Raw genomic sequence first — 26028 nt, 5'->3', positions numbered from 1 at the left:
TTTTAAATGATCTCCAAAGAAATCATTTAAAACTTTTTTCCAAAACCTTATCAATCAGCCCATATTCTTTAGCTTCTTGTGTTGACATGAAAAAATCTCTTTCTGTATCTTTTGCTATTTTTGCAACTTTTTGCTTAGTATTTTTTGCCAAAATATCATTAAGTATGGTTTTAAGTCTTAAAATTTCTTTGGCTTGAATTTCAATATCTGTGGCTTGACCTCTAGCTCCACCTAAAGGTTGATGAATCATAATACGTGAATTAGGCAAAGCAAAGCGTTTTCCTTCTGCGCCACAACTAAGCAAAAATGCTCCCATAGAAGCAGCTTGTCCTATACAAATCGTACAAACATCAGGTTTGATATAGTTCATAGTATCATAAATACTAAAACCACTTGTAATTACACCACCTGGAGAATTGATATAAAGATAAATATCTTTTGTAGGATCTTCAGCTTCTAAAAAAAGAAGTTGTGCTACAATAGAAGCAGCAAGTTCATCATGAATTTCGCCACTTAACATAATAATTCTATCTTTTAAAAGACGTGAATAAATATCATAACTTCTTTCACCACGACTAGATTTTTCAATAACATAAGGAATAAACATTATTTATCTTCTTTCTCTTTTTTGCTCGCTTTTTCCGATTTTTCTGTTTTTGGCATAAAAATATCATTAAAAAGTTTTTCTTCAATCAAAGCCATTTTCACAGCAGGTAAAGCTCCTTGTTTTTTATAGTTTTCTAAATGCTTTTTTGGATTCATACCATAGCGATATGCTTCAAAATAAATCGCTTGAATCAATTCTTGATCATTTACCTCAATCTTACGCAATTTTGCAAGCTCATCAATAATAAAAGTAAGTTTTACACTTTTTTGCGCTTCTTCTTTAAAAGAATCACGTTTTTCTTGGTATTTTTCTTTACTTGCTTTAAGCTCTTCAATTTCTTTTTCGCTAAAAGTATTAAAAGCCGCACGCATTTGCATATCAGTTTCTTGTTCTACTATGCCTTTAGGTAAATCAAAATTATATTTTTCAATCAAAGCATCTGCAAATTTACCTTTTAATTCGTCATTTACAAGTTTAAAAAGTTTTTCATTTTTGATTTGCTCTTTTAATTTTTCATCTAAAACTTCAACACTAGCTTTTTCTTCTCCTGGTAAAAGTTTTTTAAGCATTTCATCATCAAGTTCTGGAATTTTAAGCTCTTGAATCTCATGTAGTTTTACTTTAAATACTGCATCTTTATCCGCTAAATGCGCCGCACCGTATTCTTTAGGGAAAGTTACTTTGATATCTTTTTCTTCACCTATTTTCATTCCTACCATACCATCTTCAAAACCTGGAATAAATTGCTTAGAACCAATTTCTAAAACATAATTTTCAGCTTTACCACCTTCAAAAGCTTTATCATCCACAAAACCTTCAAAATCAAATTTTGCAAAATCACCTTCTTTTAAAGCTCTTTTTGTTTTTATAGCTTCAGGAGTAGAAAAACGCTTTAAAAGTTCATCTTTTTTCTCATCAATTTCTTTTTTATTTACTTTTGGGGTTTGATATTCAGGGATGAGTTTTTCATAACCATCAAGTTTAATTTCAGGTTTAAAAGAAAGTATTAACTCAGCAATAATTTCTCCATCTTTACGATCAAATTTTTCAAAATATGGCTCACCTACAAGCTCTTTACTTTCTTTTTTAAGTTCTTGTAAAGCACTATTTACAGCGGATTTAAAAAGATTTTGTTCTGCATCTTGAGTGAGTTCTCTTTCATATCTTTTAAGTACAGCACTTACAGGAACTTTTCCTGGTCTAAACCCGTCCATTTTTACACTTTTAGAAGCTTTTTTTGCTAAATTTTCTACTTCACTTTTGATCATTCCTGAAGGAATTTTTACACTAGCAGTCGCATTAACAGAATCTAGTTGCTTTGCCTTTACTTCCATAGTTTTTTTCCTTATAAAATAAAATTTGCTTTCAATGATAGCAAATTTTTCCTTATTACTTGCATAAAATTTTAAAGTAATTTATGATAAAATTGCAATATTACATTATTATTAAAATATAAAAATATTTTTTGGAGAAAAATTTGCAAAAAAAATTTGAAGATTGTGTTAAAACTATGCTTGAAATTATAGGAGAAAATCCAAATCGTGAAGGGCTTATTAAAACACCAAATCGTGTTTTTAAAACTTATGAATTTCTTACTAGTGGTTATACGCAAAATGTCAAAGAAATTTTAAATGACGCTTTATTTGAAAGCTCTAATAATGAAATGGTTTTAGTGCGTGATATAGAATTTTATAGTCTTTGCGAACATCATCTTTTACCTTTTTTTGGGCGTGCTCATGTAGCCTATATTCCTAATAAAAAAGTAGTAGGTTTAAGCAAAATTCCACGCCTTGTAGAGGTGTTTGCAAGAAGACTTCAAATCCAAGAACAACTCACCGAACAAATCGCACAAGCTTTAATGGAAAATGTCGATGCAAAAGGTGTAGGTGTAGTCATAGAAGCAAGACATATGTGTGTTGAAATGCGTGGAGTGCAAAAAGCTAATTCAACCACTACAACTTCAGCTTTGCGTGGAATTTTCTTGAAAAATGAAAAAACCAGAGAGGAATTTTTTTCTCTCATAAACTCTGCTAAACAGGTAAGATTTTAATGAATCTTGAAAAACTACGCTCCAAACTTGGTAAAGAAAATTTAAGTGCTATCTTTGGAGAGATTACAAAAATTTCTGCTACGAGTATAGAAATTCGTGGGCTTAAAACAGGGGTTGGAGATATAGTAAAGCTAGTTTCCAATGAAAATGAAAATTTAAACACTCTAGCTATGGTCGTAGAAATCAAAGAACAATTTAGCTATTTAAGCCCATTTTCTTTTATAGAAGGTTTTAAAATAGGTGATCGTGCTTTCATAAGTGATGCAGGTATGCAAATAGGCGTTAGCGATGAACTTTTAGGCAGAGTAGTAGATCCTTTTATGCGTCCAAAAGATGGTAAAGGAGCTATAGAAGTAAGTAAATATATGCCTATAATGCGTGCACCTATTGATGCGATGAAAAGAGGGCTTATAGAAGAAGTTTTTCCCGTGGGTGTTAAAACCATAGACGCGCTTTTAACTTGTGGTGTAGGGCAAAAACTTGGTATTTTTGCAGGAAGCGGAGTAGGAAAATCCACTCTTATGGGAATGATAGTTAAAAATTCCAAAGCTCCTATAAAGGTAGTGGCACTCATAGGAGAAAGGGGGCGTGAAATTCCTGAATTTATACAAAAAAATTTAGGTGGAAAGCTCGATGATACAGTGATTATTGTTGCTACAAGTGATGATAGTGCTTTAATGCGTAAATACGGTGCTTTTTGCGCAATGAGTGTGGCAGAGTACTTTAAAGAACAAGGTAAAGATGTACTTTTTATCATGGATAGTGTAACACGTTTTGCTATGGCGCAAAGAGAAATAGGACTAGCTCTTGGGGAGCCTCCTACAACCAAAGGTTATCCACCAAGTGTTTTAAGTCTTTTGCCTCAACTCATGGAAAGAACGGGTAAAGAAGAAGGTAAAGGCACTATAACGGCCTTTTTTACCGTTTTGGTGGATGGCGATGATATGAGTGATCCAATCGCCGATCAAAGTCGTTCTATCTTAGATGGACATATTGTTTTAAGTCGTGAATTAACAGACTTTGGAATTTATCCTCCTATTAATATACAAAACTCTGCTTCAAGGGTAATGAGTGACATTATAAGTCCTGAGCATAAACTTTGGGCAAGAAAATTTAAGCGTTTAAACTCGCTTTTAAAAGAAAATGAAGTATTGCTTCGCATCGGTGCTTATCAAAAAGGAAGTGATAAAGAACTTGATGAAGCTATTTCTAAAAAAGAATTTATGCAAAAATTCTTAGGACAAAATCCTGAAGAAAGCTTCGAATTTAATCAAACTTTAGAGCTTTTAAGTCAAATTGATACACCAAATACTCCTTTGCCACCAACTCAAAATATAAATGTAGGAAGTGCAAGTGCAACCTTGCCTAATCCTAATTTAAAATAAAATTATTTAATAAAATAATCTCCATCAAAACTGATTAAAGAATATTTCCTTTCATCGCCTATGCTTTGAGTTAGCTCTTCTATGCTTAAAAAACTTAGCGTATCAGCTTCTACATATTCACGCACTTCTTCAGCATTTTTATTTGCACTGATAAGTTCTTCAAAAGTTGGAGTATCTATGCCATAAGTATCAGGAAATTTGATCTCAGGACAAGCTATGGCAAGATGGATTTTGCTCGCTCCTGCAGCACGAAGCAAAGAAATTATTTTTTTAGAAGTAGTGCCACGCACCAAGCTATCATCAATGACTACGATTTCTTTGCCTTCTAAAACTTTACGCATAGGATTAAGTTTTAATTTTACTTTTAAATTTCTAAGCTCTTGAGTTGGCTCTATAAAAGTTCTTCCTACATAATGATTTCTTACTATTGCCATTTCAAGAGGGATTTGTAAATATTGCGCAAAACCTATAGCTGCACTTACTCCACTATCTGGCACAGGCACGACAAAGTCTGCTTTATAAGCAAATTTTTTAGCTAAAGCTTCGCCCATTTTTTTACGCACTTCATACACGCTTTTGCCTTCTACTATACTATCAGGTCTAGCAAAATAAATGTATTCAAAAGCGCAAATTCTAGGAGTTTGAGAAAAAAGTTCTATGCTTTCAAATTTATCATTTCCCTGAGTAAAAATAAGCATTTCCCCTGGTTTAACATCACGAATAAATTCAGCCTCTATAAGATCAAAAGCACAAGTTTCACTAGCAACTATATAGCCTCCATCTTTTAAACGCCCTAAAGACAAAGGACGCACCCCATGAGGATCTCTTACAACATAAAGTTTATCTTTGCTTGCTAAAACAAAACAATAAGCTCCTATACATTCTTTTAAACTCTCAATAAATCTATCTTTTAGACTTTCTTGCTTACTTCTTGCGATAAGATGGACAACATTTTCTGTATCCATATTGGTTTGAAAAATAGCCCCATCTTGAATAAGTCTTGATCTTACCTCTTCTTTATTGACTAAATTTCCATTATGCGCTAAAGCAATATCACCTAAAACCGAAGTAGCTGCTATGGGCTGAGCGTCATTTAAACTTGAATTTCCTGCTGTAGAATAGCGATTATGCCCTATAGCGATTTCACCTTCTAAAGTTTTTAGATTATCAGGATTAAAAATTTGACTCACTTCACCTTTAGCTTTAATAGTCTTAATATTTTTACCATTACTCACACTAATGCCACTTGCTTCTTGCCCACGGTGTTGCATAGCAAAAAGCGCATAATACGCATAAGTGCTAGCATTTTTTGAATTGATAACTCCTACAACTGCACACATTTTAAATTCCTAAAAAATCATTGATTGAATACATTTTTGCTTCTTGCTTGCTAAGCCAAATAGCGATTTTAATCGCACCTTTAGCAAAAGTCGCCCTTGAAGTAGCGGTATGATTAAGTTCTAAAAACTCACCATCTTCGTAAAAACCTACCGTATGGCGTCCTACTATATCGCCACCCCTTAAACTCATCACGGCAATCTCATCTTTACTTCTTTCACCTATAATGCCATCTCTTCCACTTACTCTTACTTTTTCAAGTTCTAAATTTCTAGCTTTTGCTACACTTTGAGCTAAAGTCATAGCTGTACCACTTGGGGCATCTTTTTTATGGCGATGATGCATTTCTAAAATTTCTATATCAAAATTTCTTAGCATTTGACTGGCTTTACTAGCAAGATAGTTTAAAACCGCAACACCTAAAGACATATTGGTCGCATAAAAAATCGGCATCACTTCACTAGCACTTTGCATCAAATGTAAAATTTTCTCATCAAGCCCTGTTGTACCTATTACCAAAGGTTTAGGCATAGTTCTTGCATAATTTAAAAGCTCATGAGTTCCACTTGGGGAAGAAAAATCAATAATCACATCGCTTTTTTCAAAAAGCTCTCCTAAATTTCCACCCTTATCATAAAGTATCGAAATTCGTGCTTGTGTTTCGCTTTTTAAACATTCTTCAATCTGTTTTCCCATTCGTCCTTTAGCGCCATAAATTCCTATTTTAATCATCTTTTTCCTTGAAAATAAAATATTGATTTTAGCATTTATTTTGTAAATTTTAAATAATAAAATTAAGCTTTATGGTTTTTTAATTTATATAAATTATCTAACAATTTTGCTTCTTCTCCTAAGCCCTTGCTATGATAAAATTTTAAATTTTTACTAAGATATTTTTGCTCTACCCAGCCACCAAAATCATGTGGATAAAGATAGTTTTGTTTTTCTTGATGATTGTTGTTAAGATAATTAGGTATTTCTAAAGCTTCATTATTTTTTACATAGTTTAAAGCTTCATTGATAGCTTTGTAGCTTGCATTGGATTTGATTGTGCTTGCTAAATAAACTACGCATTGGGCTAGGATAATTCTTGCTTCAGGATAACCTATATTTTTAACAGCATCTAGAGTCGAAACTGCTAAATTTAAAGCATTTGGATCGGCATTTCCGACATCTTCACTTGAAAAAATCACCAAACGCCTAGCGATAAAATCCGCACTTTCTCCTGCATCAATAAGTCTTGCAAGATAATAAATAGCTGCATCAACGTCACTTCCGCGTAAACTTTTTATCATTGCACTTGCTAAAATATAATGTGTATCTTTTGAGCTAACACCTTCACTATTTATGGTGTTGCGAAGTTTTTTAAGATTTTCAAGACTGATATGTTTTTCATCTAAAACCAAGACAAATTCAAGCAAATTTAGCATAGCTCTTGCATCAGCACTTTTAAGTAGAAAATCTTTAGCTTCTTTATCAATACTAAATTTCATTTTTTCCTGTACGCGTAAGAGTAAAGTTTCAAGTTCCTTTGCCCCTAAAGATTTAAATTCAAAAAGCATGGAGCGACTTCTTATACCAGAACTTAAAACAAAATAGGGATTTTCAGTGCTTGCACCAATTAAAATTAAACGGTAATTTTCCATAGGAATTAAAAGCATTTCTTGTTGGGTTTTGCTAAGGCGGTGAATTTCATCAATAAAAATTAAAGGCTTATAAAGACTATTTTTATAATTATCTAAAATTTTTCTTAGTTCTTCGAGTTTAAAATTTCCTCCATCAAATTCATAAAAATCTAAGCCAAATTCTTTGGCTACAACTCTAGCAAAAGTTGTTTTTCCAGAACCTGCCGTTCCAAAAAAAATACTATGAGGAAGTTTTTGTAAAGCAGTAAATTTTTTGAAAATTTCTATAAGCTCATATTGTCCTAAAATATCATCAAAATTTTCAGGGCGAAAGGTCAAAGCTAGGCTCATTAATTTAAATCCATATTTGAAAATTCACTACCATTAATTTTTAGTTGAGGATTGGCTAAGCTATCATAAGATAAATTTAGAAAAAAGTTATTATTTTCTTTTAAAAAATATTGATTTAAACCTCCATAATCTTTTGTCCAAGGAAAAATTTCATCAGGCTCATCTGAACTGATAACTTGTAATTTTGCTTGATAAGAGTTGTTAATATTTAAATTGCCTTGTAAACTGATATTTTGTTTATTTTTTTCAAGAATTAAATTTTGTATTTCTAGATCAAGATTTTTTTGAATAAAATGAGAGATATTGAAATTTGAGTTAAGAAATTTATTTATGGTTATATTAAATTTTGTTTTGTCAAAATTTAAATTCTGACCCAATAAAGATTTAAGATCAATATCAATTTCATTGGATTTTCCTTGTATGTTTAAGTTTATTGTTGAATTTTCTTCATTAAAATTTACTAGATTTTTGCTATAAAAAGAATTGATTTTATTGTTATCTAACACAAGATAATCAAAGTTGATTTGTTGTTGGCTTTTGCTAAATAAATTTAATTCATAAAATTGTACAGGATTGTTAAAAAATTGTTCGTAATTTAAATTTTGCAACACAAATTTAGTATAAAATTGAGAAAAATTAATCATATCAAAATGTATTTTAATGTTTTTAATTTCTAAATTTTTATTCATTAAAGCTTCAATATATCCGCCGTTTATGATGGTATCTCCACCTTCATTGCTTAAATTTATATCTTTAATATTTAGAAATATTTTAGAGTTGTTATCGTGTAATTTGAGAGTAAAAGTTCCTAATTTATTGTTTTTTAACACTTTATCTAAAAAATCAAAAGGATTTGTAAAATTTCCTTTTATAATTTTATTTAAGAAAAAATAATTATTAAATTTAAGGTTGATTTTGGTTGAAAGCTGTGTATGAGAGTGATTTAAAGTAAAACTTCCTTTAGAGGTTAAAAAACCTTTTTTGAAGTAAATATCTGTAATTGTATAATCAGGATTGCTGTTTTTAATAAATTTATTAAATAAAAGTTCGTTAGTGTATCCTATATAAAATATATGAATAATAAAACCTAATATAAAACAAAAAACAATAAAAATCCATTTTTTCATTATTTGCCTTAGATGAAAATATAAGTGTTATTTTATAAATTGCTTGTTAAAAAAGAGTTTAAATTTTTATTTAAGAGTAATGAAGTAGTTTGCCGAAGAATGATTTTTATAAATCCCTTGTTAAGGGATTTATATTAATAAGCTTTTTTATAACATTGAATTTCAATTTTTCTAGCTACTGGAATAGCCTGAGTATTTGGTGTAGCAGGTATTCCATAAGAAATTTTACTTTCTAAAAAATTTCCAACCTGTAAATCTTTAAAAGTTCCATCTTTATCTGTTCCAAAAATACCACAATCATCCATTTCTATTTCGGTATTTGGTAGAACTTTTATAGCCATTTGTCCGCCATAAATAGAGTCAATAAGCAAGGTTTTATTGTTATCATAAATTTGTGCAATAGTACCTTCAAGTTTTAGACTATCTGCAAAAAGCATTGAGCTAGCTAAAAGTGCTGATGCGAATAAAATACTTTTTTTCATAATTATTTCTCCTTAATGTAAAGTGATGACATTATAAAATTTTTAAGTGAAGTGAATGTGAAATTAAAAATTTTTGACTTTCATAAAATTAATACGCTTTAATTATTTTCAAAAAAAGCTTGTGGAAAAAGATATAAACCTTCATTAAAAGGAGCTTTGATTAGAGTATATTGAAGATGAAATGGGGTAATGGAGTTAATAGATTGTTCTAAAAAAGTAGTGCAGTAAAAAGCATCTTTATCTGTACTTATGATAAATTTTCTGCCTAAATGTTCCAAAGCTTTAGCAACTATTTTTTGTTTGGTTTTTTCATCAAATTTTAATCTTTTAATAGCAATTTTATGACTCAGTTTTAAAAAATCATCCATAGAGCTTAAGATAACTTGGTTTTTAGCATTTTTGTCATCATCTGTTGTAGCATGTATGAGTATAGTTGGAGAAGTTTTAACTACCATAGCGATATGAGAATAAGGGCTTTGACTTAAATTTTCTATTAAAAAACTTTCACTTCCTATTCCTGCACGAAAGACAAGATCACCTATTTCAAGAAAAGGTAGATAGGGTTTTTTGATGATTTGATTTGAAGGATTGGAATTTATAAAGAAACCCAAAATTCCAATCAATAAAAATAAAATTAAGAAAAAATATAAAATTTTATTTAAGTAAAACAAGCCATTTTCTATCTTTTTTAGCAAGAAAAACATTGCTGCTTTGATTATTATCATTGTTAAATAACACTAAAACTCTGATTTTAGCAGAATCTTTATTGATTGTTTTTTCTTCAATTTGAATATCTTTAACACCACCCATTCTTTTTGCTTTGGCTGCATTTTCAGCAACAACTTGAGTGATTTTATCACTAACAAATGTTTTTTTCTTCATCGCTTTTAGCTTCGCTAAGATCAATGTAACTCATAACAGATTTAGTATCACCACTGTAAAGATCTTTTGTAAAATTTTTAGCTAAATCTTCAGGATTTGAAGAACCGTAAGCCACTAAAAAAAGGCAACTAAAGCCAAGAAAGAAAGTTTAAAAAATTTCATTTTTTCTTTTGATAGTATAAATTAAAATATTCATAATTATAGCAAAATAATTCAAAATTATTTTTTTATTCTTGTTTATAATGGTTACATTAGAAAATATATTTTTTTTAAAAAGCTATAAATTTAAACACATATAAGTTGGAGTTAAAATATCCTATTTTATTATCGAATAAAAATGATACAAAAGGATAGGATATGGAAATTTTTTTAGCTTTATTGGGTTTTTTCTCGTTAGGATTGATAGTTTGGCTTTTGCTAAAAGATTATACTACTCCAGCATTAGCTTTTATAAGTGTAAGTATTAGTGTAGCTTGTATTTTACTTATTCTTGAACGGCTTGGTTTTGGCGTGGGTGTAGCTTTAGGGGTTAAAGGAGGTGTTTTTGATATTAAAACATTGGTTGTTTTTATTAAAGATGGAGTCAAAAGCGTAACGGATACGGCAGCTTTGTTTGTTTTTTCTATACTCTTTTTTAGTGTTTTAAATGCAAGTGGTTTTTTTACTAAAATTTTAAATGCATTTTTATCAAAAATGAAAGCTAATGTATATCAAGTTTGCATTCTTACTGTTTTTATTGCTGCTGCTGTGCATTTAGATGGTTCAGGTGCTTCTACTTTTCTTATTGTAATACCTGCATTATTACCTATTTATGAGCGTTTAGGTATAAGAAAGACTTCAATGTTATTGATTATTACTTCGGCTATGGGGGTTATGAATGTTATTCCTTGGGGTGGTCCTACTTTAAGAGCGGCTACTAATATAGGAATGGATGCAAATTTGCTTTGGCACCATATTATACCTATTCAGATTGTAGGTTTGGTATTATCCCTTCTTTTGGCAATTTGGATTGCTAAGATAGAAATAAAAAGAGGTGCAGGCGCAGGTAACTTGTCTGGAATAAATTTAAATATAGAAAAAAGCGAACACCATAATGAAAAATGGTTTTGGTTAAATTTACTTGTAGCTATTGGAGTTATTGGGCTTTTAATTAGCGGTATTATTCCTAGTTATATTTGCTTTATGATAGGACTTGCAATAATTTTACCGCTTAATTATCCTAATTTAAAAACAGCTAAAAAAGTTTTAGATCGTGCAAGTGGTGGTGCAATGCTTATGTATATTACTTTAATTGGTGCTGGGATATTAATAGGCGTATTTGATAAAAGTGGTATTATGGAGAAAATGGGTGTTTTGATTTTAAATTTTGTTCCAGATTATTTAGGCGCTTATATTCCTTTGATGGTAGGGATATTGGCTGTTCCAATGGCAATTATTTTTTGTACAGATTCTTATTTTTATGGAGTGATGCCTATAGTTTTGAGTGTAACTAAGGCTTTTGGCGCTGAACCTTTGACTATAGCTATTATCATGGTGATAGCAAGAAATTGTGCGACATTTATTTCTCCTGTTGTGCCTGCAACTTTGCTAGGTTGTGGTTTAGCAGAGGTTAATATTAAAGATCATATCAAAAGAAGCTTTTTTTATATATGGGGTATAAGTATTATTTGCTTGATTTTTGCTGAGGTAGCTGGGATAATATAATTAAAATAAAAGAACTTTTGATTTTTCAATGATTGGTTCATTGTTTTATGATATTTTTGAGTCAAAAATTTATAAAAATATAAGCGTTTTTTTGTATTATTTTATTTTGCTTTAGAGAAAAATTATAAATTTAAACTTATAAGAATATTTTTTAAGTTGAAAGTAAATTTTAAAACGGAGAAATGATGTACAAAAAACAAAATTTACCAGAACTTACCTTAAGGGGTTTGATTTTGGGAAGTATTTTAACTATTATTTTTACAGCTTCAAATGTATATTTGGGGTTAAAAGTGGGACTTACTTTTTCATCATCAATTCCAGCTGTGGTCATCTCTATGGCGGTTTTGAGTCTTTTTAAGACTTCAAATATTTTAGAAAATAATATGGTTCAAACTCAAGCTTCAGCAGCAGGAACTTTATCATCAGTTATTTTTGTTATCCCAGGGCTTTTTATGTGTGGGTATTGGAGTGAATTTCCACTTTGGCAAACTTTTATGATATGTCTTTGTGGTGGCGGACTTGGAGTGCTTTTTACTATACCATTAAGAAGGACTATGGTGGTTGAAAGCAAGCTTGCTTATCCTGAAGGTAGAGCCGCAGCTGAAATTTTAAAAGTAGCCAATAAAGATCAGAGTAGTAAAAAAGGAAAACAAGGCATTAAAGAAATAGCATTAGGCTCTTTTATAGCTGCTATTTTTAGTTTGTTAAGCAATGGTTTTAAACTCGCTGCAAGTGAGAGTAATTTTGCTTTTATTTGGAATAAAATGGCTTTTGGTTTTTCTATGGGATATTCTTTGGCACTTTTAGGGGCAGGTTATTTAGTTGGTTTAGCAGGTGCTATAGCTCTTTTTGTAGGTATGTTTTTAGCTTGGGGTATTTTTACTCCCTATCTTTCAAATTTTGAATTCGATAGTGCAAAAAATGCCGTAGATTTAGCTTCTAGTGTATGGAGTTCTAAAGTAAGGCTTATAGGAACAGGAGCTATTGCTATAGCAGCGCTTTGGACTTTAATAGAACTTTTAAAACCCGTTATTGAAGGTATTAAAGAAATTGTTAAAAATGTTAAAATTACCAATCAAGAAAAAAATGAAAGAACAAATATAGACCTTTCTTTAAAAAGTATTTTTATACTTTTTGTTTTAATGGTTGTGGGTTTATTTATTACTTTTTATAGTTTTGTTGAAGATGCTAACTTAAGTATTTATTATCAAATGCTATTTTCATTTGTTGGAACTTTAGTTTCTGTTTTAATAGGTTTTTTTGTTGCAGCAGCTTGCGGATATATGGCAGGACTTGTAGGATCTTCTTCTAGTCCTATTTCTGGAATCGGACTTATTGGTGTTATTATTTCTTCTATTGTTTTTTTGGTTTTAGGTGTGGAACTTTTTCAAGATCCTATGCTTTCTAAATTTGCAGTAGCATTAGCTATTTTTACTACTAGTGTTATTTTAGCTACAGCTGCTATTTCGAATGATAATTTACAAGATTTAAAGACAGGACATTTAGTCGGAGCTACTCCTTGGAAACAACAAGTTGCTTTACTTGTAGGCTGTGTTTTTGGTGCTTTGGCTATAGTTCCTGTTTTAAATTTGCTTTATCAAGCCTATGGTTTTGTCGGAGCAATGCCAAGAGAAGGTATGGATGCTTCATCAGCTTTAGCAGCACCGCAAGCAAATTTAATGAGCACTATCGCCCAAGGAATTTTTCATCACAATATAGAGTGGGGTTATATGGCTTTTGGTGTATTTGTAGGAATTTTAATGATTATTATAGATAAAATTTTAAAAGGAACACAGAAAATGTCTTTGCCGCCTTTAGCCGTTGGAATAGGTATTTACCTTCCCCCTGCTATAAATATACCTTTAGTTATAGGCGGAATTTTAAAATATATTGTAATGCAACACTTGACTAAAAAATATGCAAAAAATTCTCATAAAGAAGAAAAACTTGCAAGTTGTGAGCAAAGAGGCACGCTTTTTGCTTCAGGGCTTATAGTGGGTGAAAGTATTTTTGGGGTAATTATCGCAGGAATTACTGTATTTTCAGTAAGTATGGGTGGTAGTGAAAATCCTTTAGCTTTAAATTTAGCAAATTTTCATGATAGCGAGCTTTTCGCACTTATCTTTTTTGTGGGAGTTGTATTATATTTCATTAAGCGTATTGTTAAAAAAGATGCTTAATTTTTGGGGTTAAAACCCCATTTAATCCATTCTGATATAATTTTTCTTTTGCAATTATCATTCAAGGATTAAAATGGAAAATTTATATGCTTTAATACTTGGAATTATAGAAGGTCTGACTGAGTTTTTACCTATTTCTTCAACAGGACATATGATTTTAGGTACAACTATTTTAGGTATCGATATAGATGAGTTTTGGAAAAGCTTTTTGATTATCATCCAGCTTGGTTCTATTTTGGCGGTCATTTTTGTATTTTGGCGTAAATTGTTTCAAGGGCTTGATATTTGGTTAAAACTTGCAGTTGGATTTTTTCCTACTGGAGTTATAGGGCTTTTTGTGGCAAAATACTTAAATGCTTTATTTAATGGTTGGGTTGTGGTTGGAATGCTCATTTTTGGCGGTGTTGTGTTTATTCTTATAGAACTTGCACATAAAAATAAACAATATCGTATCAATTCTTTAGAAGAAATAAGTTTTAAACAAGCTTTTTGCATAGGTATTTTTCAATCTTTAGCCATGATTCCTGGTACTTCAAGAAGTGGAGCAAGTATTATTGGTGGACTTTTGCTAGGATTTAATAGAAAAGTTGCGGCTGAGTTTAGTTTTTTGCTTGCCATTCCAACGATGATTATCGCTACAGCTTATAGCATTTATAAAGAGCCTGAGCTTCTTAGCAATGCAAATTCTTTAATTCCTTTAGGCATAGGTTTTATCACTGCTTTTATTGTTGCAGTTTTAGTTATAAAATTTTTCTTAAAATTTATTTCTAAATTCGACTTTATCCCTTTTGGAATTTATCGTATTATTTTAGGATTTGTTTTCTTTTATTTGTATTATAGTGGGATTTTAAATGCTGGAAGTGAATTTAAGCTATAAATAAATATTAAATTTATTCTAAGATTTTTTTAAAAATAAGCTGAATTTCAAAAATAATTAAGTCTTAGAAAGTTAAAATTAGAACTTTATAAACACTCACAGGGTAAGTGAGCGACAAAGGGTTAAAAATATGGAAAAAGAAGTTATTGCGTATTTGGACAATGAGACAATAATTGACTCTCAAAGTGTGAAAAATACAAATTTAAAAGAAATTTATTTTGATAATTCTAAAGAAAGTTTAGAAGTAATCCGTCATTCTTGTGCGCATTTAATGGCACAGGCGATTAAGAGTTTGTATCCTGAAGCTAAATTTTTCGTTGGTCCTGTTATAGAAGATGGATTTTATTATGATTTTCGTGTGGAAAGTAAGATTGGCGAAGAAGATTTAGTAAAAATTGAAAAAAAGATGAAAGAACTTGCTGAAGCAAAGATTGAAATTTCAAAATATGAAATCACAAAAAGCGAAGCTTTGGCTAAATTTCAAAATGATGATTTAAAACAAGAAGTTTTATTGCGTATTCCTGATGGAGCTGTAAGTATTTATAAACAAGGTGAATTTGAAGATTTGTGTCGTGGTCCTCATGCGCCAAATACGAAATTTTTACGCTTTTTTAAACTCACTCGTGTTGCAGGAGCGTATTTGGGTGGCGATGAAAAAAGAGAAATGCTTACTCGAATTTATGGAACTGCTTTTGCAGATAAGGAAAGTTTAAAAGAGTATTTAACCATTATTGAAGAAGCTAAAAAACGCGATCATAGAAAGCTTGGAACAGAGCTTAAGCTTTTTACCTTTGATGATGAGATCGGAGGAGGTCTTCCTATTTGGTTGAGTAACGGTGCAAGACTTAGATCTAAACTTGAACATATGCTTTATAAGATCCATCGTTTACGTGGTTATGAGCCTGTGCGTGGGCCTGAACTTTTAAAAGCAGATGCATGGAAAATCAGTGGGCATTATGCAAACTATAAAGAAAATATGTATTTTACACAAATTGATGAACAAGAATATGGCATTAAGCCTATGAACTGTGTGGGACATATTAAAATTTATCAAAGTGATGTAAGAAGTTATCGTGATTTGCCTTTGAAATTTTTTGAATACGGCGTGGTACATCGTCATGAAAAAAGTGGCGTTTTGCATGGACTTTTTAGAGTGAGAGAATTCACTCAAGATGATGCACATATTTTTTGTATGCCAAGTCAGATTAAAGAGCAGGTTTTAGAAATTTTAGCTTTTGTGGATAATTTGATGAAATTATTTGATTTTAGCTATGAAATGGAAATTTCAACTAAACCTGAAAAAGCCATAGGTGATGATGAAATTTGGGAAATAGCGACTAAGGCTTTAAAAGAAGCTTTAAATGAACAAGGTTTAAAATACGGTATTGATGAAGGTGGCGGGGCTTTTTATGGGCCAAAGATTGATATTAAAATTACCGATGCTTTAAAAAGAAAGTGGCAATGTGGAACTGTACAAGTAGATTTTAACCTACCAAGTCGTTTTAAACTTGAATACACTGATAGTGATAATGAAAAAAAACAACCTGTAATGTTGCATCGTGCGATTTTAGGTTCTTTTGAAAGATTTATAGGAATTTTAACCGAGCATTGTGCGGGTGAGTTTCCATTTTTTATCGCACCAACTGCGGTGGGTATAGTGCCAATAGGCGAAGCACATATTGCTTACGCAAAAGAAATTCAAAAAGAATTATTAGAGCTTAATATCGATAGCGAGGTGTATGAAAAAAATGAGAGCTTAAGTAAAAAAATTCGTATCGCTGAAAAGCAAAAATTACCTATGATTTTAGTTTTAGGCGATGATGAGGTGGTAAAGCGTAGCGTTGCTTTAAGAGATAGAAGAGCTAAAGAACAAAAAAATCTTAGCTTGGACGAATTTATTAAATTAGTTAAGGAGAAAATGAGTGAGGTACACTTTTGAGTAAAGAAAAAGAAGTATTGCTCAATGAAGAAATAAGAGCGGATGAAATCAGATGTGTTGGCGATGATGGCAAAGTTTATGGTATTATCAGTAGTGATGAAGCTTTAGAAATTGCAAATCGTTTAGGACTTGATCTTGTAATGATAGCTGCAGATGCTAAGCCACCTGTTTGCAAGATCATGGACTATGGTAAATTCCGTTATCAACAAGAGAAAAAACAAAAAGAAGCAAAGAAAAAACAAAAAGTGATTGATATAAAAGAAATCAAACTTTCTGTAAAAATTGCTCAAAATGATATTAATTACAAGGTAAAACATGCTTTAGAATTTTTAGAACAAGGTAAGCATGTGAGATTTCGTGTGTTCTTAAAAGGACGTGAAATGGCAACTCCTGAAGCAGGTGTAGCTTTGCTTGAAAAAATTTGGACTATGATAGAAAATGAAGCTAATCGTGACAAAGAGCCAAATTTTGAAGGTCGTTATGTAAATATGCTTGTAACTCCAAAAAAAGCTTAATCCACTTTTGTGGATAAGGCTTTTAAAGGTTTTAAATTTTGAAAGAAAATCCTTCTTTTTTAAAAGAGCAAATTATAACTTATCTTGGAAATAAAAGAGCACTTTTAAGTTTTTTAAATAATGGCTTTAAGGTAGCTAAAAAAGAACTTGGTAAAGATAAATTTAGTTTTTGTGATATATTTAGTGGCTCAGGTGTTGTAAGTCGTTTTGCAAAAGCACACTCAAATTATATTTTAGCCAATGATTTAGAAGATTATTCAAAACTCATCAATGAGTGTTATCTTGCTAATAAAGACAAAGATTTACTTCAAAATATAAAAAAGTATTATAAAAATTTAATCCAAAATTTAGATTTTCAAAAAGGTTTTATCAGTGAGCTTTATGCTCCAAAAGATGATGATGATATTAAAAAAAATGAAAGGGTTTTTTATACTTTTAAAAATGCTTTATATCTTGATACTATAAGGCAAAAAATCGAAAATGAAATTCCAAAAGAATTGAGGCATTTCTTTATAGCTCCTTTGATTTATGAAGCCAGTGTTCATTCAAATACTAGCGGAGTTTTTAAAGGTTTTTATAAGGGTAAGGATGGTATCGGAAAATTTGGAGGAGAAGGACAAAATGCACTTAAACGCATTAAAGGAGAAATAGAGCTTAAAATCCCTATTTTTTCAAATTTTTCTTGTGAATTTGAAGTGATGCAAAAGGATGCAAACATGCTTGCAAAAGAACTTGATTTTTTTGATGTAGTGTATCTTGACCCCCCTTATAATCAGCACCCTTATAGTTCTAATTATTTTATGCTAAATTTAATTGCAAATTATAAAAAACCTGAAGAAATTTCTAAAATCAGTGGCATTCCAAAGGATTGGAACCGCAGTACTTTTAATAAGTCAAAATTTGCCCAAGATGCTTTATTTGAACTTATTAATGATTTAAAAGCAAGAGTGATTTTACTTTCTTATAATTGTGAAGGTTTTGTAAAAAAAGAAATTTTTTTAAAGCGTTTAAGTACTCTTGGAAAATGTCGGATTTTAGAACAAAAATATAATACTTTTAGAGCTTCTCGCAATCTTAAAAATCGTAATATCCATCTTCATGAACAACTTTATATTTTAGTTAAAAATTAAATTTTGTGCTAAAATTATATTTATAAAAAGGAGGGATTTATGAAACTAAAATTATCTTTTTGTACATTAATGGCATTTGGTTTTTCTAACTATCTTTTTGCTTCAGCTATTGATCCAAAGTTATTTTCAAGAATATCTTGATTTTGCCAGTAATAAAGGCAAATTTCAAGTAGGTTAAAGTGGCTTTGAAATTTTAGCAAAAAATCCTAGTCAAAATATCTCTTTTAATGTGCCTATGATTGATTTTTCTACTTCAAATCGTGGAGGAAAATTCCAAGGAGAATTTACCAATATAGGACAATCTTATATAGTCAGCGCTTCTCATATGAGTACAAGTTTAAATACTGGGAAGTAAATAAAGGCTATGTGAAACAAGGTAGTGTTTTACACTTTGGAGGGGTAGCAAATAGAATCGTAAGCTCAAGTGATAATTTTACTTATAAAAAAGAAAATGTGGATTTTGCTGTTTTAAAAATGAGTAAGATTAGTCTCAATAAAAGTGCAAATTTGAGTAAAGATTTAAATCTTATTGAAAAAAATTCTGGCGATGGTGGAGATATTTATGAATACAAGGATCCATTTTGGGATAGTTGTCAAAGTGGAAAATGTGATTATTCAAAAGGTAAAGGCAAGCTTTTTGATAGTTCGCGTTATGAGTACTTTGCAAGAGAGGGAAGTGGTATTGTAGCTTTAGGTTTTGAAGATACAAATAAAGTACCCATTAAGATTTTTGATTCTAATGAAATCAATTTAGGAGGTTTTGTCAGTTTAACTCCTAAAAATACTGAAGATAAGCGTTTTAAGTTGCAATTTCTTAATTATACCAATGATAAAAGAAATTCTTTTACAAGTTCTTTAATATCCTGGGATTCTGGAAGTGGAGTGTTTATGATAAGATGGATAAAAATGGTATTTAGTGGGTGTGGTAAGTACGAGTAATTGTAATGTCCATTTTACTATGGATATACTTGTTTACAGGTTGATTATGCTTTGATCAATCAAGTAAAGATCAATGAATTTTAAAATGCTCATAAAGTAGCCATAGGATCTGGAACTTATACACTTAGTAGCGATGGTTTGGTGAAAGATGGTAAAAAAATAGAAAATGTAAGTTTGATTTCTAAGACTAATGTGGGTTATGTAAGCTATAAAAATTCTTTTGATGATAAAAATAATTGTGATAAGAGAATTGAAGAAATGCAAAATAGCAAGGATTTGTATTTTTCTCAAAATGGAAGTATAAATTTAAATAGCGATGTGGATTTAGGCGCTAGTGTTTTAAATTTGATAAAAATTCAAATTGGCAAATAACAGGCGATAAATGGCTTATACATGGCGGAATTTATGCTGATAAGGGTTCAAGGTAGAATATAATGTTAAAACCAAAAAAGATGATTTTCTTTATAAAATGGGTGAAGGAGAGCTTGTTGTCAAAAGTCAAAGTGTGGATACAGGACTTAGAATGGGTGAGGACCAAGGTAAGTCTTGAGGGTGAAGGTTGAAGTTTTGGCGAAATTTATATGAATGGTGGAACTTTGGATCTATCGGGCTTAACATTAAAATTTGATCAAATTAAAGCTAACTCTAATAATGTTTTTATCACAAGCTCTAAAGCAGGGGCAAATTTAAATTTAGAAAACAAGCAAAATTATCTTTATCATGGCAATATTTTTCAGATGAGGCCATAACAATTAGTGCTAATACAGATAAAGCTTTGATTTTTGATGGTAATATTTACAATAAAGAAGGTGTTTTTAGGACAGAAAATGCCAAGTTAAATTTTCAAGGACATGCTAGAATACACGCTTATGTAAGCAAAGAACAAGCTAAAAAACTTCAAGAACATGGTTTAAGTGCTTTAACTAAGCCTGTAAGTTTTACACAAGAAGATTGGGAAGATAGGGTTTTTGTTTTAAAAGAGCTTAATTTAGAAAAAAAGCGAGTTTTATTTAGGGCGTAATGTAAGCTTAAAAGTAGAAAACCTTAATGCTAAAAATTCCAAAATAGAGCTTGGAAGTAAAAATTTGTGGATCGATGAAAAAGATGGGGAAAATATTATTGATAAGACTGATGATTATTCTTATGGAGATGTTGTATAAACAGGAGTTGGCAAAGAAATGGCTTTTGAGCAAAAGCTTTAAAATACCCAAAATGCTAAGATAGAAAAGGTTTATTTTAGTGTAAATTTAAATCTTGATCATTCTGATGTTACTTTGCAAAACACATTTTTTAGTGGTAATATCAAAGGTATCAATGATACGCAAAAAAAATCTTGCGATTAAAGATTCTTTGCTTGAGTCTCATATATAAATGAGCAATCTTCAAGTAGAAAAAAGTGCTATTTATAGGAAAGTTGATGCAAAAAAATTAAGTGCAAATAATACAATATTTAAAATCAATGCGGATTTTGAAAATTCTAAAGCAGATTATATTAATTCTAAGGAAAGCACACAAGGAGTAAATAATACTTTAGTATTAATTTTTCTTAATAATCCTAGTAAAAAGCGGGTTTAAATATCTTACTAGCTCATTTAAAAGATGAAAATAAACATTTAACAAAGGAATTTTTTACTATGCCAAATGTGAGCAAGGTTTTAGTACGTATACCCCAAATGTTGTTTTTTCTCATAATGAAGAAAATTTTGCCCAGAGTGGAATTTAGAAAAAATTGATTCTAAGATTAAAGATGAATATTTTTTTACTAATGATAATACTCAAGCTATTGTAAAAACTAAATCTATACTTGCTCAAGCTATTTTAGGCTCCATGATAGGAGTGGGATAATATGCATAAAAGAATGGGGGAATTACGCAATAATCCTTATGAAAGTGGTGTATGGTTAAGAACTTTTGGATGGGGTACGAGTGATGAGTATAATAGTGGAAAATACTTTGAAATTCAAAGCGGACATGATAAATTAAACGAGTATTCGAATTTCGAGCTTTACAGTGGAGTAAGGTTTTTATAGTGATTTTGTTTTAGATATATTTATTATCAAAATGAAATAAATGCAAATTTTATTCCAGGAAATCAAGGTAGATTAGATGATAATGATGGTTCGCATAATATTATCTTAAGTGCTGAGTTAGGTTATAGAAAAGCTTATGATAAATTTTATCTTGAGCCGAGTTTGGAATTTATCAGTGGTTATGTAGGAGCTATGGATCTAAAAGGAGATATTGCTAGTTTAAAACGATTTTCTTATATTCCTTTAGTCGTAAAAACAGCATTTTTCATAGGAAGTCAAAATTAAAATTTAAATTTTAGAACAGGACTTGGTTTGTATGCGGATCCGATTAAAGCAGGAGATCAAATCTTGGAGGATCAAGCAAGTCAGAGAAGATATGAAGGAAAAAAGATCAAAGAATGTTTATAAATTTAGGAAATGATTATAAGCTTAACGATAAAACACGCTTTAGTTTTGAATTTGAAAAGACATTTTTTGGCGATTTAAATGTAGATTGGAGTGCAAATGCTAATTTAAGATATAGTTTTTAAATAAAAAATAATTTAAAAATTGTATTTTTTATTTTAAGCTTTTTTGTTTATAATACTTGCTTTTACATTTAAAGGATAAAGATGAAAATAAAAGTTGGGATTTTAGGAGCGAGTGGTTATGCGGGAAATGAACTTGTTCGCATTTTGCTTAATCATCCCAAGGTTGAAATTTCTTATTTGGGTTCGAGTTCTAGCGTGGGGCAAAATTATCAAGATCTTTATCCTAACACCCCTTTAAATTTATGTTTTGAAAATAAAAATTTAGATGAACTTGAACTTGATCTTTTGTTTTTGGCTACTCCGCATGAATTTAGTGCTAAACTTTTAAATGAGAATTTATTAAAAAAGATGAAAATCATTGATTTAAGTGCGGATTTTCGTCTTAAAAATCCTAAAGATTATGAGCTTTGGTATAAATTCACTCATCCTAATCAAGAGCTTTTGCAAAATGCGGTTTATGGACTTTGTGAGCTTTATAAAGAAGAGATAAAAAAAGCAAGTTTAGTGGCAAATCCAGGTTGTTATACCACTTGTTCTATCTTAAGTCTTTATCCGCTTTTTAAAGAAAAGATCATTGATTTTAGCTCAGTTATTATTGATGCAAAAAGTGGAGTAAGTGGAGCAGGAAGAAGTGCAAAGGTGGAAAATCTTTTTTGTGAAGTTAATGAAAATATCAAAGCTTATAATTTAGCTTTGCATCGCCATACTCCTGAAATTGAAGAGCATTTAAGCTATGCAGCCAAAAAGAAAATCACTCTACAATTTACCCCTCATCTTGTGTCTATGCAAAGAGGAATTTTAATCAGTGCTTATGCAAATTTAAAAGAGGATTTGCAAGAACAAGATATACGCGATATTTATACAAAATACTATCAAAACAATAAATTCATAAGGCTTTTACCGCCGCAGTCGCTTCCGCAGACTCGGTGGGTTAAATCAAGCAATTTTGCGGATATAAATTTTAGTGTAGATCAACGCACAAAGCGTGTTATTGTGCTCGGTGCTATTGATAATTTAATCAAAGGTGCAGCAGGACAAGCTGTTCAAAATATGAATTTAATGTTTGATTTTGATGAAGATGAAGGACTTAAATTCTTTGCAAATTTGTAAAGGATAAAAATGTTAATACGAGCTATGCAAAAAAGCGATTATGAAGCCGTTTATAAGCTTTGGTGTGAGATAAAAGGCTTTGGGATAAGAAGCATTGATGATAGCAAAGAAAATATAGAAAATTTTTTAGATAGAAACCCAAATCTTAGCGTTGTAGCAGTGGTTGATGAAGAAATTGTAGGAAGTATACTTTGCGGGCATGATGGACGCATAGGAGGATTTTATCATGTATGTGTACATAAAGATCATAGAAAAAAGGGTATAGCACACGAGATGACTAAATTTTGTCTTGAGGCTTTAAAAGCTCAAAAGATTAATAAAATCGCCTTAATCGCTTTTAAAAACAATGATTTAGGCAATGAGTTTTGGAAACATTATGGTTTTACTTTAAGAGAGGATGCGAATTATTACGATCTTTCTTTAAATGAGTATAATCAAACTAGCTTTAATGCTTAAGGAATGATCATGCAAAAATATTTAGAAAAAGCTAATGTCTTAATCGAAGCTTTGCCTTATATACGCAAATTTAATTCTAAGATTATACTTATAAAATACGGCGGATCAGCTATGGAAAATGAAGAGCTAAAGCATTGTGTGATGCAAGATATAGCTCTTTTAAAACTCGTGGGTTTAAAGCCTATTATTGTACATGGTGGGGGAAAAGATATTTCTGCTATGTGTGAAAAATTAGGCGTAAAGAGTGAGTTTAAAAACGGTCTTAGGGTTAGTGATAAAGCCACTATTGAAGTGGCCAGCATGGTTTTAAATCATATCAATAAAAATTTAGTCCATAGTTTGCAAAATTTAGGAGTTAAAGCCATAGGGCTTTGTGGTAAAGATGGCGCGCTTTTAGAATGTGTGAAAAAAGATGAAAATTTAGCTTTTGTTGGCACGATACAAAAGGTAAATTCGAAAATTTTAGAAGAGCTTTTAGAGAAAGATTTTTTACCTATCATTGCTCCTATTGGCATGGATGAGGATTTTAATACTTATAATATTAACGCTGATGACGTAGCTTGTGCGATCGCCAAGGCTTTAAGGGCTGAAAAACTTGCTTTTTTAACTGATACTGCAGGACTTTATGAGGATTTTAGTGATAAAAATTCTTTGATTTCTAAAATTAGCCTTGAACAAGCTAAAATTTTAGCTCCTAAAATAGAAGGCGGTATGTATGTAAAATTAAAATCCTGTATTGATGCTTGTGAAAATGGAGTCAAAAAGGTGCATATTTTAGATGGACGCGTGAAGCATTCTTTATTGCTTGAGTTTTTTACTGATGAAGGTATAGGCACTTTGGTGGGTTAAAGGATGAAAATGGATTATAAAGAACAAAGTCATATTGTCCCTACTTATAAGCGTTTTGATATAGTTTTAGAAAAAGGGCAGGGGGTTTATCTTTTTGATGATAAGGCTAAAAAATATCTTGATTTTTCAAGTGGTATAGGTGTTTGTGCTTTAGGATATAATCATGCTAAATTTAATGCTAAAATCAAAGCTCAAGTGGATAAACTTTTACATACTAGCAATTTATATTATAATGAAAACATAGCCGCTGCAGCTAAAAATTTAGCCAAAGCTAGTGCTTTAGAGCGTGTTTTTTTTACAAATTCTGGTACAGAAAGTATAGAAGGAGCGATGAAAACAGCTAGAAAATACGCCTTTAACAAAGGTATTAAGGGTGGACAATTTATCGCTTTTAAGCATTCTTTTCATGGGCGTACTTTAGGGGCTTTATCGCTTACTGCTAATGAAAAATATCAAAAGCCTTTTAAACCTTTAATTTCAGGGGTTAAATTTGCAAAATATAATGATATTTCAAGCGTTGAAACATTGGTGAATGAAAAAACTTGCGCTATTATCTTAGAAAGCGTGCAAGGAGAAGGTGGGATAAATCCTGCAAATAAAGATTTTTACAAAGCCTTAAGAAAGCTTTGCGATGAAAAAGATATATTATTAATTGCTGATGAAATTCAATGTGGCATGGGTAGAAGTGGAAAATTTTTTGCCTATGAGCACGCACAAATTTTGCCTGATATCATGACTTCAGCTAAGGCCTTAGGTTGTGGGCTTAGTGTGGGTGCTTTTGTAATAAATCAAAAGGTAGCAAGCAATTCTTTAGAAGCAGGCGATCATGGTAGTACTTATGGTGGAAATCCTTTAGTTTGTGCAGGAGTGAATGCAGTTTTTGAAATTTTTAAAGAAGAAAAAATTTTAGAAAATGTCAATAAACTCACGCCTTATTTAGAGCAAAGTTTAGATGAGTTGATAAATGAATTTGATTTTTGTAAAAAACGCAAAGGCTTAGGGTTTATGCAAGGGCTGAGTCTTGATAAAAGTGTAAAAGTAGCTAAGGTCATTCAAAAATGTCAAGAAAATGCACTTTTATTAATAAGTTGCGGGGAGAATGATTTGAGATTTTTACCTCCTTTGATTTTACAAAAAGAACATATTGATGAAATGAGTGAAAAGTTAAGAAAGGCTCTAAAGAGTTTTTAATAAATTTTGTAAAAAAATTTATTCTTTTCCATCTACTATAGGCACAAATAAACATTCTTCTAAAATTTCTTTTTGTAAATTTGTGCCATTTTTTCTAAGGCGTGTGATGAATTGTTTGCCATTGTGTAAAATAGGAGCGACTAAAATACCGTCATCGCTTAATTGATCAAGTAAAATTTCAGGAATTTGTGTCGCATAAGCAGAAAATAAAATCCTATCATAAGGAGCATAATTTTTCCAGCCATTTTGTCCATCATCAAATTTTACATTGATATTAAAAAGTTCTAATTCTCTGAAAGTTTGAGCGGCTTTTTTGGCTAAATTTTCTATGCGTTCTATGGTAAAAACACGCCTTATGACTTTGCTTAAAATCGCAGCTTGATAGCCACTTCCACAACCTATCTCTAAAATACTATCAGCATTTTTAAAATCTAAAGCCATAGTCATTTTAGCTACAGTTAAAGGTGAACTAATCCATTGAGAATTTGCTAAAGGCAAAGCATCAAGGCGATAAGCATGGGCTTTTAAAGGAGAAAAAATTTCACGTGGAATTTGACAAAAAGCATTAAAAAGTTCTTCATTGATAAAAACTTTTTGTGCAATTTCTTCAGCCATATTTTGACATCTTTTTTGTTCAAATGCGTTCATTACTTCTCCTATAAATTTAAATAAAAATTGTAACTAAAAAAGTTGAAATAGAGTTAAACTTAGCTATACTTAAATAAAAAGGAA

At 30.7% G+C, this 26028-nt stretch carries 21 protein-coding genes and 2 pseudogenes; 13 read left to right on the top strand and 10 right to left on the bottom strand.

What is annotated here, in order from left to right; genetic code table 11:
* Positions 1-22: 22 nt before the first annotated feature.
* Both clpP and tig read right to left on the bottom strand, forming a co-directional pair.
* Positions 23-607 (bottom strand): ATP-dependent Clp endopeptidase proteolytic subunit ClpP, encoded by a 585-nt coding sequence (gene clpP, locus AJN56_RS00660; protein WP_002869062.1) that lies wholly within the window; start codon positions 605-607, stop codon positions 23-25.
* Positions 607-1941 carry a trigger factor gene (gene tig, locus AJN56_RS00655; RefSeq protein ID WP_070246201.1) on the bottom strand — a complete coding sequence of 445 codons (1335 nt, stop codon included), beginning with the start codon at positions 1939-1941 and terminating at the stop codon, positions 607-609. The genes clpP and tig overlap by 1 nt, the downstream gene beginning before the upstream one ends.
* Positions 1942-2084: 143 nt before the next feature.
* On the opposite strand from tig, the gene folE reads away from it, so the two are divergent.
* Positions 2085-2657: a GTP cyclohydrolase I FolE gene (gene folE / locus AJN56_RS00650; RefSeq protein WP_002854344.1), complete on the top strand. Its 573-nt coding sequence runs from the start codon at positions 2085-2087 to the stop codon at positions 2655-2657.
* Positions 2657-4042: a flagellar protein export ATPase FliI gene (fliI, locus tag AJN56_RS00645; RefSeq protein WP_002854283.1), complete on the top strand. Its 1386-nt coding sequence runs from the start codon at positions 2657-2659 to the stop codon at positions 4040-4042. The genes folE and fliI overlap by 1 nt, the downstream gene beginning before the upstream one ends.
* Positions 4043-4044: 2 nt before the next feature.
* Here the strand turns inward: fliI and purF are convergent, their stop codons facing one another.
* The 7 genes and pseudogenes from purF to AJN56_RS00610 all read right to left on the bottom strand — a co-directional run bounded on the left by purF (position 4045) and on the right by AJN56_RS00610 (position 9962).
* Complete coding sequence (gene purF / locus AJN56_RS00640; protein WP_002851896.1) at positions 4045-5382, bottom strand: amidophosphoribosyltransferase; 1338 nt, start codon at positions 5380-5382, stop codon at positions 4045-4047.
* Position 5383: 1 nt separating this feature from the next.
* Positions 5384-6112, bottom strand: a complete 729-nt coding sequence (dapB, locus tag AJN56_RS00635) for a 4-hydroxy-tetrahydrodipicolinate reductase (protein WP_002851754.1) — start codon at positions 6110-6112, stop codon at positions 5384-5386.
* Positions 6113-6174: 62 nt separating this feature from the next.
* A complete protein-coding gene (locus AJN56_RS00630) occupies positions 6175-7356 on the bottom strand; it encodes a replication-associated recombination protein A (protein ID WP_002868214.1) in 1182 nt (393 codons plus the stop codon).
* A complete protein-coding gene (locus AJN56_RS00625; RefSeq protein WP_002869065.1) occupies positions 7356-8483 on the bottom strand; it encodes a hypothetical protein in 1128 nt (375 codons plus the stop codon). The genes AJN56_RS00630 and AJN56_RS00625 overlap by 1 nt, the downstream gene beginning before the upstream one ends.
* Before the next feature lie 134 nt (positions 8484-8617).
* On the bottom strand, positions 8618-8965 hold the full coding sequence (locus tag AJN56_RS00620) for a hypothetical protein (protein ID WP_002867117.1): 348 nt from the start codon (positions 8963-8965) through the stop codon (positions 8618-8620).
* 98 nt (positions 8966-9063) lie between these two features.
* The gene (locus tag AJN56_RS00615) at positions 9064-9636 is read right to left on the bottom strand and encodes a YiiX/YebB-like N1pC/P60 family cysteine hydrolase (RefSeq protein ID WP_002825721.1); all 573 of its coding nucleotides are present in this window, start codon (positions 9634-9636) and stop codon (positions 9064-9066) included.
* Positions 9620-9962, bottom strand: a pseudogene (locus AJN56_RS00610) (DUF4878 domain-containing protein). Before AJN56_RS00610 ends, AJN56_RS00615 begins: the two are co-directional and overlap by 17 nt.
* 242 nt (positions 9963-10204) lie before the next feature.
* Here AJN56_RS00610 and AJN56_RS00605 point away from each other — a divergent pair.
* From AJN56_RS00605 to AJN56_RS00530, 11 genes and pseudogenes are all read left to right on the top strand, one after another.
* Complete coding sequence (locus AJN56_RS00605; RefSeq protein ID WP_002859390.1) at positions 10205-11551, top strand: CitMHS family transporter; 1347 nt, start codon at positions 10205-10207, stop codon at positions 11549-11551.
* A gap of 182 nt (positions 11552-11733) precedes the next feature.
* Complete coding sequence (locus AJN56_RS00600) at positions 11734-13731, top strand: OPT family oligopeptide transporter (RefSeq protein WP_079254175.1); 1998 nt, start codon at positions 11734-11736, stop codon at positions 13729-13731.
* Positions 13732-13804: 73 nt separating this feature from the next.
* Entirely contained in the window at positions 13805-14608 is an 804-nt protein-coding gene (locus AJN56_RS00595; RefSeq protein ID WP_002854708.1) for an undecaprenyl-diphosphate phosphatase, read from the top strand.
* A gap of 130 nt (positions 14609-14738) precedes the next feature.
* Positions 14739-16547, top strand: coding sequence for a threonine--tRNA ligase (gene thrS / locus AJN56_RS00590; RefSeq protein WP_002869067.1), 1809 nt, complete (start codon positions 14739-14741; stop codon positions 16545-16547).
* Positions 16544-17062: a translation initiation factor IF-3 gene (gene infC / locus AJN56_RS00585; RefSeq protein WP_002851726.1), complete on the top strand. Its 519-nt coding sequence runs from the start codon at positions 16544-16546 to the stop codon at positions 17060-17062. Before thrS ends, infC begins: the two co-directional genes overlap by 4 nt.
* Before the next feature lie 38 nt (positions 17063-17100).
* A complete protein-coding gene (locus tag AJN56_RS00580; protein ID WP_002854420.1) occupies positions 17101-18192 on the top strand; it encodes a DNA adenine methylase in 1092 nt (363 codons plus the stop codon).
* A 39-nt stretch (positions 18193-18231) separates the two neighbouring features.
* Positions 18232-21690 (top strand): annotated as a pseudogene (vvfC, locus tag AJN56_RS08800) (autotransporter serine protease VvfC).
* Positions 21691-21771: 81 nt separating this feature from the next.
* Positions 21772-22800, top strand: a complete 1029-nt coding sequence (gene argC / locus AJN56_RS00545; protein WP_002857251.1) for an N-acetyl-gamma-glutamyl-phosphate reductase — start codon at positions 21772-21774, stop codon at positions 22798-22800.
* 9 nt (positions 22801-22809) lie between these two features.
* Positions 22810-23256, top strand: coding sequence for a GNAT family N-acetyltransferase (locus AJN56_RS00540; RefSeq protein ID WP_002874914.1), 447 nt, complete (start codon positions 22810-22812; stop codon positions 23254-23256).
* A 3-nt stretch (positions 23257-23259) separates the two neighbouring features.
* Positions 23260-24105, top strand: a complete 846-nt coding sequence (gene argB, locus AJN56_RS00535) for an acetylglutamate kinase (protein WP_079264846.1) — start codon at positions 23260-23262, stop codon at positions 24103-24105.
* A 3-nt stretch (positions 24106-24108) separates the two neighbouring features.
* Positions 24109-25296, top strand: coding sequence for an aspartate aminotransferase family protein (locus AJN56_RS00530; RefSeq protein WP_079264847.1), 1188 nt, complete (start codon positions 24109-24111; stop codon positions 25294-25296).
* 18 nt (positions 25297-25314) lie between these two features.
* Here the strand turns inward: AJN56_RS00530 and AJN56_RS00525 are convergent, their stop codons facing one another.
* Complete coding sequence (locus AJN56_RS00525) at positions 25315-25944, bottom strand: protein-L-isoaspartate(D-aspartate) O-methyltransferase (RefSeq protein ID WP_002851780.1); 630 nt, start codon at positions 25942-25944, stop codon at positions 25315-25317.
* Positions 25945-26028 lie beyond the last annotated feature (84 nt).

The organism is Campylobacter sp. BCW_4319, from assembly GCF_001764435.1.
In the GTDB taxonomy this organism is placed as follows: Bacteria; Campylobacterota; Campylobacteria; order Campylobacterales; family Campylobacteraceae; genus Campylobacter_D; species Campylobacter_D jejuni.
This window is presented reverse-complemented; position numbering and strand designations above follow the sequence as displayed.

Bases quoted from the DNA above. Each gene is read 5' to 3' on its own strand.
- AJN56_RS00625 (WP_002869065.1), bottom strand. From the start codon at position 8,483: ATGAAAAAATGGATTTTTATTGTTTTTTGTTTTATATTAGGTTTTATT.
- fliI (WP_002854283.1), top strand. From the start codon at position 2,657: ATGAATCTTGAAAAACTACGCTCCAAACTTGGTAAAGAAAATTTAAGT.
- purF (WP_002851896.1), bottom strand. From the start codon at position 5,382: ATGTGTGCAGTTGTAGGAGTTATCAATTCAAAAAATGCTAGCACTTAT.
- AJN56_RS00620 (WP_002867117.1), bottom strand. From the start codon at position 8,965: ATGAAAAAAAGTATTTTATTCGCATCAGCACTTTTAGCTAGCTCAATG.
- thrS (WP_002869067.1), top strand. From the start codon at position 14,739: ATGGAAAAAGAAGTTATTGCGTATTTGGACAATGAGACAATAATTGAC.
- tig (WP_070246201.1), bottom strand. From the start codon at position 1,941: ATGGAAGTAAAGGCAAAGCAACTAGATTCTGTTAATGCGACTGCTAGT.
- AJN56_RS00525 (WP_002851780.1), bottom strand. From the start codon at position 25,944: ATGAACGCATTTGAACAAAAAAGATGTCAAAATATGGCTGAAGAAATT.
- argB (WP_079264846.1), top strand. From the start codon at position 23,260: ATGATCATGCAAAAATATTTAGAAAAAGCTAATGTCTTAATCGAAGCT.
- AJN56_RS00540 (WP_002874914.1), top strand. From the start codon at position 22,810: ATGTTAATACGAGCTATGCAAAAAAGCGATTATGAAGCCGTTTATAAG.
- AJN56_RS00605 (WP_002859390.1), top strand. From the start codon at position 10,205: ATGGAAATTTTTTTAGCTTTATTGGGTTTTTTCTCGTTAGGATTGATA.
- AJN56_RS00630 (WP_002868214.1), bottom strand. From the start codon at position 7,356: ATGAGCCTAGCTTTGACCTTTCGCCCTGAAAATTTTGATGATATTTTA.
- AJN56_RS00595 (WP_002854708.1), top strand. From the start codon at position 13,805: ATGGAAAATTTATATGCTTTAATACTTGGAATTATAGAAGGTCTGACT.
- AJN56_RS00600 (WP_079254175.1), top strand. From the start codon at position 11,734: ATGATGTACAAAAAACAAAATTTACCAGAACTTACCTTAAGGGGTTTG.
- clpP (WP_002869062.1), bottom strand. From the start codon at position 607: ATGTTTATTCCTTATGTTATTGAAAAATCTAGTCGTGGTGAAAGAAGT.
- argC (WP_002857251.1), top strand. From the start codon at position 21,772: ATGAAAATAAAAGTTGGGATTTTAGGAGCGAGTGGTTATGCGGGAAAT.
- dapB (WP_002851754.1), bottom strand. From the start codon at position 6,112: ATGATTAAAATAGGAATTTATGGCGCTAAAGGACGAATGGGAAAACAG.
- AJN56_RS00530 (WP_079264847.1), top strand. From the start codon at position 24,109: ATGAAAATGGATTATAAAGAACAAAGTCATATTGTCCCTACTTATAAG.